The sequence below is a fragment of the Corynebacterium sp. HMSC076C10 genome (genome assembly GCF_001812455.1).
Lineage (GTDB): Bacteria > Actinomycetota > Actinomycetes > Mycobacteriales > Mycobacteriaceae > Corynebacterium > Corynebacterium jeikeium_D.
In genome coordinates this window covers 167,815-182,288 of sequence record NZ_KV809097.1, presented here as the reverse complement: position 1 = coordinate 182,288, position 14,474 = coordinate 167,815, and the positions used below count along the sequence as shown (strand labels likewise).

At 59.6% G+C, this 14,474-nt stretch carries 11 protein-coding genes; all 11 read right to left on the bottom strand.

The genetic code is table 11. The features are described from left to right. Window positions 1-99 precede the first annotated feature (99 nt). Entirely contained in the window at window positions 100-1,503 is a 1,404-nt protein-coding gene (locus HMPREF2857_RS03140) for an FUSC family protein (protein ID WP_070602419.1), read from the bottom strand. Between the two features lie 97 nt (window positions 1,504-1,600). After that, window positions 1,601-2,011, bottom strand: coding sequence for a DUF3151 domain-containing protein (locus HMPREF2857_RS03135; RefSeq protein WP_016421545.1), 411 nt, complete (start codon window positions 2,009-2,011; stop codon window positions 1,601-1,603). Between the two features lie 132 nt (window positions 2,012-2,143). After that, window positions 2,144-3,361, bottom strand: coding sequence for a glycoside hydrolase family 76 protein (locus HMPREF2857_RS03130; RefSeq protein WP_049169856.1), 1,218 nt, complete (start codon window positions 3,359-3,361; stop codon window positions 2,144-2,146). 69 nt (window positions 3,362-3,430) lie between these two features. Further along, window positions 3,431-4,102 carry a TrmH family RNA methyltransferase gene (locus tag HMPREF2857_RS03125; RefSeq protein WP_038626765.1) on the bottom strand — a complete coding sequence of 224 codons (672 nt, stop codon included), beginning with the start codon at window positions 4,100-4,102 and terminating at the stop codon, window positions 3,431-3,433. After that, a complete protein-coding gene (locus HMPREF2857_RS03120) occupies window positions 4,089-4,934 on the bottom strand; it encodes a lysoplasmalogenase family protein (protein ID WP_070602417.1) in 846 nt (281 codons plus the stop codon). The genes HMPREF2857_RS03125 and HMPREF2857_RS03120 overlap by 14 nt, the downstream gene beginning before the upstream one ends. A gap of 101 nt (window positions 4,935-5,035) precedes the next feature. Then, window positions 5,036-5,596 (bottom strand): orotate phosphoribosyltransferase, encoded by a 561-nt coding sequence (gene pyrE / locus HMPREF2857_RS03115; RefSeq protein WP_049189439.1) that lies wholly within the window; start codon window positions 5,594-5,596, stop codon window positions 5,036-5,038. A 51-nt stretch (window positions 5,597-5,647) separates the two neighbouring features. Then, entirely contained in the window at window positions 5,648-7,669 is a 2,022-nt protein-coding gene (locus HMPREF2857_RS03110; RefSeq protein ID WP_070642695.1) for a hypothetical protein, read from the bottom strand. 188 nt (window positions 7,670-7,857) lie between these two features. Beyond that, window positions 7,858-8,688, bottom strand: a complete 831-nt coding sequence (locus HMPREF2857_RS03105) for a sulfurtransferase (protein ID WP_070602413.1) — start codon at window positions 8,686-8,688, stop codon at window positions 7,858-7,860. Between the two features lie 261 nt (window positions 8,689-8,949). Then, window positions 8,950-10,488, bottom strand: coding sequence for an HNH endonuclease signature motif containing protein (locus HMPREF2857_RS03100; protein ID WP_069358967.1), 1,539 nt, complete (start codon window positions 10,486-10,488; stop codon window positions 8,950-8,952). A gap of 243 nt (window positions 10,489-10,731) precedes the next feature. Next, the gene (locus tag HMPREF2857_RS03095) at window positions 10,732-11,379 is read right to left on the bottom strand and encodes a GNAT family N-acetyltransferase (protein ID WP_069358909.1); all 648 of its coding nucleotides are present in this window, start codon (window positions 11,377-11,379) and stop codon (window positions 10,732-10,734) included. 185 nt (window positions 11,380-11,564) lie between these two features. Then, the gene (gene clpB, locus HMPREF2857_RS03090) at window positions 11,565-14,144 is read right to left on the bottom strand and encodes an ATP-dependent chaperone ClpB (protein WP_070546029.1); all 2,580 of its coding nucleotides are present in this window, start codon (window positions 14,142-14,144) and stop codon (window positions 11,565-11,567) included. Window positions 14,145-14,474: the final 330 nt, after the last annotated feature.

The window sequence follows — 14,474 nt, the reverse complement described above, 5'->3', positions numbered from 1 at the left end:
CCGACACCACTCTGCGATTGGCGGCGTACCCTTCAACCGACTCAACAACGTCCCTGGACATCACACCTAGCGAGCCGCTACTCACCCACTCCTCACCGGCTACTCGTCCCATACCTCCGGCGGCATTGCTGGGAACGGCGTCGTCGGCGGCAGAGTTGCCACAGCTGAACGTCTGGACAGGCCACACACCTGCAACAGGTCCACCACCAAGGAGCGGGACTGCGCAAACACAACCTGTTCCGACAGCGTTGCGTCCTCGATCACGCGCGGGTGCATTTTCGCCGCTAGACGACGCAAGTACCGAACCACGTCTTCAAGCTTGACCTCTCCGGATCCCTCGGAAAGCTGAGCGATAGCGATGTCGCCGGATTCGAAAGGCAACTCGCCCCACTCTGGGATTCGGCGCACGGCGGCTTCGTCGTCAAGCACATGACTGACCAGGCGCGTACCTTCAGACACGCCGAGAACAAGTGCGCACAGTTCGGACGAGAAGTCGATGTGATCCTCACGTGCGGTGATAGCGCGACGCGCGAGCACACGGATGTTGCGCATGGCGTTGTCGACGGGATGAACCATGCGTGACAGCGAGTGGATTCGATCCCGGGAGCGCCAGAGCAACGGCGAGATACGGACCTGCTCGCCCGCGTCGGCAACGGTGCGGTCCATCAGCGAGACCTGCGCCTGCATGGAGCGCACCACGCTCAGTGCGGTGCGGATGCGATCGGTGTCGCCCTCTTTCATGCCGATGCCGATGTCATAAAGTACGTCTGCACCCATGTCGAGGACCTTGGCCACCTTGCGGCGAGCACCCGCCAGCGGGCTTCGCGGCAATATCATGAGCACAATAATGCCCACCACACCACCGACGAGAGCATCAATCATTCGGTAATAAGAACCAGCGGTGCCCGGCGGAATAATGGTGGCGATGAGCACGGCTGAAGATGCCGCTTGGTTCACCACAAGTGGACCTCGACCGACAAACACGCCGATGACCATGGCGACAAACACACCGACGGTCAGCTGCCAGATACCCGAGCCGAGGATGGAGATAATCACATCACCAATGCCGACTCCCAACGAGGCGCCGAGCACCAACTCCACAGAGTGTTTTAGGCGAGGACCTGCGGTCATCACGTTGAGGCTGATGAAAGCGGCCATCGGCGCGAAGAACGGGTTGGGGTGCCCCAGGACCTCAAGTGCGAACCAGTAGGCCAACCCGGCAGCTAACGTGGCTTGAACAATGAGCATCCAACGGGAGCGCACACGATCAACCGCATGGAGGAAACGCGTGCGGGGCCTCACTTTCTGACGCAACTTGTTTGCTGCGCGGGAGGCCGGATGTAGGTACGTATTGCGAAAATCTTGGAAATCCGGGCGCGGATTATCCTCGACGAATTGCGTTTCCTTAGCTTCGACGAGGTCGTCGACATGCGCGGGACCAATGTCCTCTAGATTCCTGGCAGCTGCGGCGTCCTTATCTTCCCCACCAGCCATGCCAGCCATGCCGAAGTCACCATCCTCATGTAAAAAACTGTGCGCTTTTTATGTACCCGTTGTGCTGTTGTGCACTCTTATGTGCCCGCTGAATCTCTGTGCGCGATTAAAGACCCAACTCTGGCAGCGCGGATTCATCACTGTCACGCAGCAACGCCATCATGCGATCGAATTCATCATCCTCGCCGATAGCCTTAGCAGCCTTAGCCAACGCTGCGAAGGCGCGGAGCACACCACGATTCGGCTCGTGCTCCCACGGAATGGCTCCGAACCCCTTCCAGCCGTTTCCACGCAGCAGGTCCAGACCGCGGTGGTAACCAGTGCGAGCGAAGGCATAGGCCTGAATCTCCTGACCCTCGGACAAGGCGCTTTCAGCCAAATCCGCCCAAGCCTGGGAATCGCGCGGGCATGCGCGAACCACGGCCTCCGGGCTTGCGCCACCGTTGCGGGCAGCAACGGCCTCGTCAAGAACGGGGAGCTTCACGGGAGCAGGAGCCATCATGTCATTGAGTTTCATGCGTCCTATTGTGCCAGGCATCACGTGGCGATGGCAGGGGCTCAGTAGGTGACTCCCTGTTGGCAACGGCGGGCACAGCGTGGTGGTACAACGTCGGCAAGCGCCAGATGACGACCAACTAGCGTTCCCCGACTACTCCGGGCAGCTCGGCTTCGTCGAATCCAACGACTCACCATTTTCCAGCTTGGTCGCAACAAAATCGGCCACTCGGGCGCACGCTTCCATCAGCATCCAACCCGACAGTTGGACAGAGAGGTCACGCTCCTTAATCGCCGAACCACGAACCGCGCCACCGACTGATTGCGCAACCGAACCGCCCTGTGGGAACTGAGCATTATCGTTCCAATCTGCGGGGAAAAGCGGCAGGCCATCAACCTCGAGGCGGTGGTACCAGCACTTCTCCCCCGAAGCCAGAACCAGTCGGCGAGCAATACGGGCCGCCGCGCGATTCATGCGATTGTCTCCAGGCAAACGCACCGCCGCATCGGCGAGGTATCGCACGAGGATGCCGTTGAACAGACCACCATCGCCGCCACCGGCACCGGCGATGACATTGTCGGTGGTCGCCAAATCCTTTGCCACCGCGTGGATGAGGTTTTGCACGCGCGTGAAATACTTCGTCGCCTGTTCACGCTGGCCGTGTGCCCGAAGAGCAAGTCCCACTTCGAGGCAAGCGCCAATCATGACACCCTGGTTGTACGTAAACATGCCCTTCTGCACGACGGCACCTGCCATGGACAAGCGAATGCCGTCGTAGAGCAGCCCTGAGTCCGACAGGAGGTTGGCGTAAACCCAATCGATAAGTTCCTCTGCCTCCTTGATACGGCCAGCCCGGGCCAGAGCGATGGCTGCAGGACCGTTCGAGGGGACGTTGAAGAAGAGGTCCTGCTCACGCCACGGCAGCACACCCGTGGACTCCTGCCGACCATCACCCAAGCATGAAATCAGCCGTGCTGTCGTCTTCTTGGGCACCGATGCGCCGAGGACCGCGTCGGCACGCCCGAGCGCCAACGCCATCCACGCGCGATCGTCGTAGTACTTGTTCTTGGTCAGCAGCGTGAGGTTGCGAATGCGGATACCCCGAGTGGTCTGGCGGATAGCGCGGTACTTCTCCTTAGAAGGCACGCGCTTGGCTGCGTCTACCAGGCAGTCGAGATACTGCGCCTGCCACCAGTAATGCCAGTTGATGAAGACCTTATGTCGCAGCGGCGCGGGCCAGGAAGCCATTGCCAAATTCGTGCCCGGAAGACCCCACAGCTTCGCCGCATGACGGTTGCGAATCGCCTGTTCAGCCACGTCCGCACGATAGGCCCACGTTTCGGCCTCCGGACGCGACATTTTTAGAACCACTGGCTCTCCTTAAAACGGCTGTGAAACAGCTCTAAAACAGCCTTCGAAATAAAACACCTAAGCAGACAATTACCAGGCCGCGGTGATATCTGCATGAGTACGAATCCAAGAGTGCATGGCAATACCCGCCGCTACCCCCGCATTTATCGAACGCGTCGAGCCAAATTGGGCAATCGACACCGTCAAATCCGCCGCCTGCTGTGCTTCTTCAGTCACTCCCGGCCCCTCCTGGCCGAAGAGCAAAAGACAACGCTCGGGCAACTCAACGGTTTCGATGGGTACGGAGCCCGGCACATTGTCCACGGCCACGACAGCCAAATCATGCTCGCGCGCCCAGCTAATGACCTCCGACACCGTCTCGTGGTGCAGCAAGTGCTGGTAGCGGTCAGTCACCATCGCGCCGCGACGATTCCAACGCTTGCGCCCCACGATGTGCACGGCCTCCACCAGGAAGGCATTTGCGGTGCGTACCACGGTGCCGATGTTGGAGTCATTCTCAAAATTCTCGATGGCGATATGCAACGGATGACGACGCTTATCCAGCTCCGCGACGATAGCCTCCATCGTCCAGTAGCGGTAGGCATCGACGACATTACGTCGGTCGCCCTCATCCAGAAGCTGCTCATCGTATTCTGGGCCGGTCGGCCGGGGTTCGTTCGGGTGCTCCTGCTCCCACGGCCCCACCCCGACACGAGCCTCAAACCATTCCGTCGGCCCCTTCCCGGGCTCAGGCGCGGTCAAGAGCCAACAGCCCCTCGACCAGGAACAACTGCGCCACGGTGTAGGTGTCCATCACTGCCGCATTCAGAAGCTTGCCGACGACGCCCTCCTCCGCAAACATCTTTCGAGCCATCAGTAGCGTGTCGGAGACGAGGAACAGGTTGCCACCGTGGCCGAGGCCGTAGGCGGCATCGGCAATCGGCAGGCCGGTCTGCTCATCAGTACCGACAGCACCGGCACCCTCCAGCAGCGCCGGGTCATCGGCCAGTGCGGAGGTCACAGCCAGCAGCGGACCGTAGCCAACAGCAGCGGGCAGCGCCTCGGGCTTTACAGCACCGACCAGCGGTACCGAACCAGCCCACAGTGGGAAGCGAATGGCAGCACGCAGCGCGCTAATCCGAGCTCCGGCACGCCACAGCAGCACGTGGTAGGCAACCTGGTTAACTGCGAACGGCACAGAACCGCGGTTCAGGTTCGGCTTATTCGGCATGAGAATCAAGTCGCCCAGCCAACCGCCGGCGAGGCCGATGAGCAGGGTGGTCGTCGTAAAGCGAGACGTCTCGTGGCGACGGCGCCAAACATTGGCCGCCAACAGTGGCATGAGGACAGTCTTGGAAACTCGACGTGGAGTCTCCCAACCGAAGGCACTGGAGACAACGTTGACCGCACTGGCGGCGATATAGCCGGCACGTTCTGGGGCACGGCGGGTGTCGGAGCTCGCGCTGGCGATACCGACGAGTGCGCCGAGACCCTCGCCCGTGCGACGCACAAACATGTCAGCGACGGTTTCCTTGGTGCCGGGAAGTTTGGTCATGGTGAGCTTGGACAGGAGTCCTGCGCGCTTGGTGGTCATGGGGATGTTCCTCTTTCGTGGGACTGCGTTGGGGCGGGGTGGATCGGGGCGAGGGGCGGTGAGCTGGGTGAGGCTAGGCGAAAAATCTAGCGCTCAGACTCTTAGGCCAGACCCAAGTCATCCAAACCGAGCAGGTAACGGTACTCCAGGCCTTCAGCCTTGATGACCTCGCCGGCACCCGTCGCGCGGTCAACCACCGTGGCGACACCGACAACCTCAGCACCGGCCTCACGTAGGGCAGCGACGGCGGTCAGCGGAGAGTTGCCCGTGGTGGTGGTGTCCTCAACAACCAGGACCTTCTTGCCCACAATGTCCGGCCCCTCGATGCGGCGCTGCATGCCGTGCTTCTTGGCTTCCTTACGCACCACAAAGGCATCAATTGGACGCCCTTCGGCGTGCATGACAGAGGTAGCCACCGGGTCCGCGCCAAGCGTCAGACCCCCGACGTGCGCGTAGTCCCAGTCGGCAGTGAGCTCCCGTAGCAGGGAACCAATCAGACGCGAGGCCTCATGATGTAGGGTGGCGCGGCGCAGGTCAACGTAGTAGTCAGCCTCACGTCCAGACGACAGCGTGACCTTGCCATGAACAACCGCCAGCTCCTTGACCAACTCGGCCAAACGCTGCAGCTTCTCCTGATTGACATTGCTCGTGTGGATGCTCATCTGAGGTTGTCTCCTAAATAAACGACTGTGTGCTCAAGGATATGTCTGGTTCTACTCGTCCGCGGAATCAGGGGTTGCGCCCTTGTCCTCGGATACAGATTCGGTGGGGTCGTCGCTGCTGTCGAGGTCTGGGGCGGCGTCGGTAAAAATACTGGCGGGCTTCACATTTGATCGCACCACACGCCCCTGGCTCGAGCGCATCCGGCTATGTTCGGGGTCCTCACCAAGCGCAGGAATCTGCTGGCCAGAATCCCCAATGTCCTCCGACTCACCAACGTTTGCACCCATCTTTCGTGCCGTTGACCGCGAAGGCAGCGCCGTCGGATCCAGCGGTATATCCCGCGTAGGGCGCCACGACGAACCGTCAATCGCCTGCACCACCGTGGGTTGCGCATTGCTTTGCGACGGCCACTGCGAATCATCCGTGGTTGCATCCGCGGTAGCAGCGGACGAGGATGAAGGAGAATCTGCGTAAACAATTTCCTCAACATCCAGCGGCTCTTCGCCCTTGCTATTCTGCGCGCTGTGACTCTGGGCATGCCCGTTCTGTGAGCTGTGATCCTGCGATTCGTGGTTAGCAGAACCGTTGCGACGCTGATCTGGTACCGCGTGCAAGTGCCCACGCCCGGTTCCATCCGAAATCAAGGAACCAGAGTCAACGGACTGCTCGGTGAGCTGCAAACGAGTGGGATCCCACTGATTAGTGTCCGGAGCGACGGTTTCGCCTTCCGCTGGTGGCAACCTGCGTGCAATGTCGGAGAAGTCCGACAGCGATGCCAGTGCACCGTCCCAGTCCTCTGGCACTGAATTATCAATCAGCTGAGCCAAGGACCAGGAGTTTTCGGACCACATGCGGGTAATGGCCGGGTGTACGTCGGCAAGCATGCGGGTTGCACGGTCGTCGAAGATGCGATGAATGAGCTCTGGGTCGGTAGCTGCGACTACCAGGCCGGCTTCGGTAGCTACGTGAGGCAGCGTCGTGCCGCCGCTGCGGCGCAACTCGAAAACCTCATCGCTGGATACAGAGCGGCGGATGGCGATGGTGGTGATGCCGCCGACATCGGCGAGGTGCATTTCCCGGCCAAAGGCGAAACCGGAGACCACGGCCTTGGCATCGCCGTCCGGCGTACGCTGCCAGTACGACGGCAGCTCATGGTCCACACGGTTGTAGACAGAATTACGTTCCTGCGCCCAGGCCTTCCGCAGGTGACGCACACGGCGACCGCTGATACGTCGACGGACAGGGGCCACTGACTGCTGCTGGGCGCGCTGCGGTTGCGCGGGCGGGGTGGACTCAGTGGGCAGGGTGGCCTGGGTGCGCGCCGCACGATCGGATGGTTGCGGTACTTCGCCAGTCTCGGCATCTTCGCCGGCTGCAGCCCGGAATTCTGTACCGCCAACAGTTCCAGTGCGAGCGTCAGCAGCGGTGGTGCTGTCGGCCCCTGTGGCAACGGCATCGCCTACTAAACCTGTCTCGGGCTGATCCGCGGTATCGGTATCTTCAGCAGTCACCGACTCGGCTGGCTCCGCGCCAGGCCCTGCTCCAGATTCTGTGCCAGACTCCGCGCCGCTTCGGAGAGTCACGTCCGTTCCCGCATTCAGATCAGCTGCTGCTTCCGATGTTTCGGCAGCACCCGCGTCTTCTGTTGCTTCGGGCATTTCAGCAGTGGCCGCCGGCTCGATTCCCGAGACAGATTCAGGCTCCGTCGGTGTCTTTTCTACAGCTGAAGTCCCCAGTTCTGTCGTCGAAACCTCAGTTTCAGAATCAACTTCAGCGGCGCTATCGGTCTCAGCGGCAACCTCAGAGTCAGCGTCAGCTGCGACATTCGGTCTCGCCACAGAAGTTGTCTCGGGGCTGCCTTGCTCCGAAGAATCCGACTGTTCGGACACAACATCTTCTGCCGCCACACCGGTTACTTCGCCGGTGGAGTCCGAGGGCTCGTCGTAAAGCGATGGCGATGACGGAGACGCCACAGCAGTCTCACTTGTGCTGCGACGGCGGCGGTCGACAACGAACAGCGCGACTGCGGCGATGATGAGAATCGCTGCGAGGGTGAATACTAGGGGAATCATTAATCTCCTAGCTTAAGCCAGAAGCCGTTCTATTTGGTCAGCGACAAGATGCCGTCCCCCGTCTGGCGCAATACCAATGCCCGAGGCGAGAGCGTTCAGGACTCTCTAGGACGGTAAAGGGCGAGGGGCAAAAGCCACATGGACGGCACATCTGGGGCCCTGGGGCGGTCGCCCTGGCCCGGGCCCGCTTAGAAGCGGACGATAGGCAGGCTCGGATCGCCAGCCCACTGGGACCAGCCACCGACATACAGAGAGGCGCCCGTGATGCCCGCTTCTTCCATAGCCTGAATGAACAGCGAGGAATGAAGACCGGAACCGGAGTAGACCGCTACATTGCGACCGTCTTCGATACCGACGGAGGCAAAGCGCTCACGGAGCTGCTCAACAGGCAGGAAGGAGCCGTCGGCATTTTGCAGACTGCGAGCCGCCAGGTTCACGGCACCCGGGATGTGACCCGCCTGCAGATCGACGCGCTCACTACGACCTTCAAAACGGCTGGGCTCACGCGCATCCACCAAAATTCCACGCTCAGACCAGGTGCGTACGTCATCGAGGCTGGCAACAGGCATATTGCCTTCACTCACCGCAATCGTTCCAGGCCGCGGCAGATTTCCGGGCCCGAAGGCAGTCTCGTTTCCATCTGCTTCCCAAGCAGCTAACCCACCGGTGAGGACACGCACATTCTCCAAACCTGCCCAGCGCAGAATCCACCAAGCGCGTGACGCGAACAGTCCATCGCCCGCGTCGTAGACGATCACCAGATGCTCCGAGCGGACTCCCCATCGACGGACGGCATCGCGCACACGCTCGATATCCGGCAACGGGTTGCGACCAGCTTCTCGGCTTGGAACACCTGCTAGGTCCAACTCGGGATCACAGAACACGGCCAGTGGGATGTGAGCCGTGGCGTAGGAGTCATATGGTTTTTTAGCACGCGACCAGCGTGCGTCAACGACGACGATACGACCGCCGCCGGCAATCTTGTCACGAAGCTCTTGTACCGAGATGGATGTTGTCATAATTCCGGATTCTAAATCGATTGACTTGGTAGCGCGATATGTACGTTATTAAAACTAGGAGCTTGGGAGGGTACCTGAACATGCTGTCCACCTGGCCGTTTTCACCTCATGCACAGGACATGGAATCGGCCGTGCCACCGCAGAAAAACTGCTGCACTATGCCGCCAGCGTCGGCCTCCTTTCCCAACCGCTTCATTAACGCAAAGCTGACTACGAAACGGAAGATCAACCTCTAAGCCAGGCCTCTGCCTCCCAATCCGACTACCCACCGGGATCCGGCCCCGTCTCGCCATTGCCATCCACTGTGTCCCCCGCCCGTTTCTCTCGCGCTTTACGACGCAACCAGCGCCCCGGGCTATCGAACGTATCGGGGTCCTCATTGGATTCCGCTTTCCGGTTTCCTTCCTTGTCTTTCGGGGGCACCCAGACCACACGATCAGTAGAGGCCGGCTCACACTCCCCGCTAACCCCGTCCCCTTCGTCAGTTCCTAGAATCTCCGGCACCTCATCCGGCCGGAGCGTCCACCAAGCATTTTCATCACATCGAGCATCATCGATCTTTCGATGCGTACCCGGATCCACCAACGTGAGATTATCCAGGTCAGTGCCACCACCGGAAGCCCACGACTGCACATGGTGAACATCGCACATAGCTCCCGGAGTGCCCATGCCCGGCGCGGAGGAACCTCCTTCCTCTCCAAGAAGGGCCAGATACTGCGGCAAAGTCCCCAGCCTGCGGGATCGACCAAAGTACAAGGTCTGCCCCTCATTCCCCAAGACTTGGAGGAACGAATTTCTATCGACCATCTGTTGCACGGCCTGACTAATGGAAATTCGCACTCCCGCGTCTGAGACCGCTTTACCCGATCCAGGAAGTACAAAATCTTCCCCCTCAGGCAGGGAGACTCCAGCTAACGCTGCCACATCTGCGATATGCGCGACGGTGACCACCGATGTCGTCCCCCGCGCCGGCTGAAGCTCACCGCCCGGTTGAAAGCCCCCATTCACCGCCGCTTCCACGGCATCATGGAAACGCTGCTCCGGATTCCGCTGGTCATCGGCACCTTCTTCGAGCAACCCGCCAGGTCGCGCATAATCTGCCTGCAGCCTTTTGAGCACCGCCGCAAACGAAGGCGTAACCACACCGCTCAACCGGCTCATGCCATCCGGCCCTTGAGCACCGATTTTTAGGCTTCGTTTCCGAGAACGGTCCTCATCCGTATACGGGTCATCAACCCCCAGCATCGCCCGCAGACGGTTCGGCAATTTATTGAGATCATCAACACGGATTTTGTCCACTAAATCTGCAATGTGCTTGTCCAGCAGCCTAGACAGCTGTGCATGCTCCGTTGCCGGCAGCTCGCGAACGGCTTTGTCAATCTTCGCAACAGCATCCGCACCGACAACACCTTCCTCAACTTTCTGACGAAGGTTCGGCATTCGCACATCCTCATTCGCCGGAGCAAACGGATCAACATTCCTACTCAGACGTCCGACGACATTGATACGCTGCCTCGCTTCTGCTCGCGAGATTCGCATCTCCTGCGCTAGCCACGCGATTCTTCGGTGCTCCGCGCTGGGCATCCGCCCCTTCATCGTCTCCACATAAGTCGCATCAATTACTGCGAGTCGTTTTCGCGCTTTCTCAATCGACTTATATGCATCGTGCGCATGATCCGGTGCAAGTACTTCGAAGTTCTCCACGATGACTGTCGACAGAGCTTCAAACTGCGCAACCGCATCTAAAACCTGCGATGTCGAAAGCGGTCCACCGCCGTTTGACGCCGATGGTGTAGACATTTCCCCACCCCCTTTTAAAACGCTAGCAATCCGAATCCCCAAATGGACTAACTAATTTCCCTCCCCCACATTATCGCACACCCATTCGACACACCACAACCCCTTACGTCAACTTTTTCGAATCTTTTTCCGAAAAACTGCCACGCTCCCGACCTAAACACCCCACCAACCCGCGCAGTCCCCCACCATCCGCCCTGCCCCACCAACCCGCGCAGCCCCCACCAAAAACTGCACGCCGAAAACCTAAAACCGCACCACCATCACATCATGGTCCGGGAAGCTCGAGCGCCCCACTAGCTCAAATCCCGCCTTCACATAAGCTTTCGCCGCCCGTGGGTTGGCATCATGGACAGCCAGACTAACCCCCGGATACCCCAGCTCACGTGCATACTCAAGGAGTCCTGCAATCATCGGCTGCGACAGCCTGCGCCCAACAACACCCGGACGCAACGCAATCGCTACCTCAGGAATCCCATTTTCCACGAACCCGTACCCCGGATCGTCCTGCGTAAACGTACGCAGCCAGGCCGCCCCCACCGGCACTTCATAGCTCTCGTGCTCTTCGCTTGACGACGAATCCCCGCGCTCCAACCATTCCGTCTTAATGGCGGCCGCACTGTAGGTAGCCTCGCGAGAAACCCTCGGTTCAAATGGGTCAGTGCGGGTCATGTCGCTACTGAGCGACTCGAGGTCAGCGTCGTCAAGCGAAGTGGCGAAAAGGATAACCCCGCCCTGACTCGCGTCCCACTGGTCGACGTATTGACGCCTCGTGACTACATAATCTTTCGGCAGTGGCTGACTTTCATCTCCGAATGTTTCCGTTAGTTCGTCCATCCAGGCAATGAAGGGGAGGTCGGAGTCTGTCGCTGGTCGCCACTGAAAGTTAGTCATATTTGCGCACTATACCGGCGCACTCCAGACTGACCGGAATGCAACAAGCCCACACGGTCGGTCACAAGACACATAAATCTGGACAATAAAAGCACAAAAAAGGGCGGTTCAGGAGAAAACTCTCTCAAACCGCCCCAACAAACAGACAGCCTGCTCAGCAGTAATCGCCCTGAGTATCAGGCGCCCTAGATTCGGGCTACGCCATCCTCGTCATAGCCGACAACCTTCAGCGACTCGCCATCGTCAGCAACCGTGACCTCTACGCGGTCACCATCGCGAACATCACCGGCGAGCAGTCGACGTGCCAGCTCATCGCCGATTGCCTTCTGCACCAGACGACGCAACGGACGGGCGCCGTAGGCCGGGTCGTAGCCGCGCTCCGACAGCCAATCCAGTGCCTCATCGGAGACATCCAGCACCAGACGACGTGCCTCCAGGCGTTCTGCCAGGTTGCGAACCTGAATGTCCACAATGCCGCGCAGCTGCTCGGAGGTCAGTGGATCGAAGATCACTACATCGTCGAGACGGTTGATGAACTCCGGCTTGAAGGCCATCTTGACCGCATCCATGATCTGCTCATGCGTACCACCAGCACCGAGGTTGGAGGTCAGAATCAGAATCGTGTTTCGGAAGTCCACGGTTCGGCCCTGACCATCGGTCAGGCGACCCTCATCGAGCACCTGCAGGAGCACATCGAACACGTCCGGGTGAGCCTTCTCGACCTCGTCGAAAAGCACGACGGTGTACGGACGGCGACGAACAGCCTCGGTGAGCTGACCGCCAGCGTCGTAGCCGACGTATCCAGGAGGAGCACCAATCAGACGAGCGACAGAGTGCTTCTCGCCGTACTCGGACATATCGATGCGCACCATCGCACGCTCATCGTCGAAGAGGAACTCCGCCAGCGCCTTGGCCAGCTCTGTCTTACCAACGCCAGTTGGACCGAGGAACAGGAAGGAACCAGTCGGACGGTTCGGATCGGCAACACCCGCACGCGAACGGCGGACGGCATCGGAGACAGCCTCCACAGCGGCATTCTGACCAACAACGCGACGGCCGAGGTTGAGCTCCATTTCGAGCAGCTTCTCGGTCTCACCCTGCATCATCTTGCCAGCCGGGATACCCGTCCAGGCGGAGACAACCTCAGCGACTTCCTGAGGCGTGACCTCCTCCTTGAGCATGGAGTTTTCCTCTGCGTCAGCGACCGATTCCTCGGCGGCCTCCAGCTTCTTCTCCAACTCAGGGATGCGCCCGTAGCGCAGCTCTGCGACGCGCCCGTAGTCACCTTCGCGCTCAGCCTTTTCGGACTCAGTGCGCAGGGCATCGAGCTCTTCTCGAACGGAGCGGACATCATCAATCGAGGACTTCTCGTTCTGCCAGCGAGTCTTCAGAGCGTTGAGCTTCTCGCGCTCATCTGCAAGTTCCTCACGGAGCTTGTCCAGACGCTCCTTCGACGCGATGTCAGTTTCCTTCTCCAGGGCCATTTCCTCGATTTCGAGGCGGCGCACGATGCGTTCCGCGGAGTCGATTTCCTCCGGCGAGGAGTCAATCTCCATACGCAAACGCGATGCGGCCTCATCAACCAGGTCGATAGCCTTATCCGGCAGGAAGCGGGATGTGATGTAGCGGTCCGACAGCGTTGCTGCAGCCACTAGCGCGGAGTCCTGGATGCGAACACCGTGGTGGACCTCGTAGCGTTCCTTCAGACCACGCAGAATACCAATGGCGTCCTCAACGCTCGGCTCACCGACAAAGACCTGCTGGAAACGACGCTCCAGCGCAGCATCCTTCTCGATGTACTTGCGGTACTCATCCAGGGTCGTCGCACCGACCAGACGCAGCTCACCACGAGCCAGCATCGGCTTAATCATATTGCCCGCATCCATCGAGCCATCACCCGTGGCACCAGCGCCAACGATGGTGTGAATCTCATCGATGAAGGTAATAATCTGACCGTCGGATTCCTTAATCTCGTCCAGAACCGCCTTCAGGCGCTCCTCGAACTCACCGCGGTACTTCGCACCGGCGACCATAGAGCCCAGATCCAGGCTCATCAGCGTCTTGCCCTTCAGAGATTCCGGCACATCACCTGCAACAATGCGTCGTGCCAGCCCCTCTACAATGGCCGTCTTACCAACGCCCGGCTCACCAATGAGCACCGGATTGTTCTTGGTACGACGACTCAAGACCTGTACCACGCGACGAATCTCCGCATCGCGGCCAATAACTGGGTCAATCTTGCCCTCACGTGCCCGCGCGGTTAAGTCCGTCGCATACTTTTCCAGAGCCTGGTACTGCTCTTCTGGATTCTCCGTTGTTACCTTCCTCGATCCACGCACACTAGTCAGCGCACCCTTTAACGCCTCGGCAGTAGCACCCGCCGACTGCAGCACAGTTGCCGCCTCCGACTGGCCAGTTGCTACACCGATAAGCAGAATTTCCGTGGAGACATACTCATCTCCAAGCTCCCCCGCCAGCTCCTCGGCGGCGTTCAGAGCATTAACGGCGTCCCTATTAAACTGCGGGTTCGCCATATTCGCCCCGCTTGCCGACGGGTACCCCGCGACCAACTCCTTAGCGCGGGTCAAAACCCCGGAAGGATTAACGCCCGCTGCTTCAAGCAGTGGAGCCGCAATACCCTCCTTTTGCTCCAGCAGTGCTACCAGAATGTGCCCAGGCCGGATATCCGGGTTACCCGCGCTGGTCGCGGCCTTCATAGCTTCCTGGAGAACTTCTCCAGTCTTAGTTGTTGGTGTAAAACTCATAACTTGCGCCCCTTTGGCTCAACTTTGTCATTCACTACCCATAACGTACTCAGCCTTGAGTCTGTTCCACTCAACTTCAAATTTTTCAATTTCCCGACCGTGATTCACACCACACCTATAGCAAAAAGGATTGAGCTCAGCAGCGTCGTTAAGCGTAGTAGCGCGCCGGAAAGCACTAGAAAACGTTGGAAAGCTCCAGAAACCACGTGCGAACACACTCCGACACACCGCCCGACGTCCTCACCAGCACACTCCCGCCGGATTCAACTTCCCCCATGTGAGTGATGGGTGGACAGCGCACTCATACTGTTTTGGTTACCCTGGTAGGTG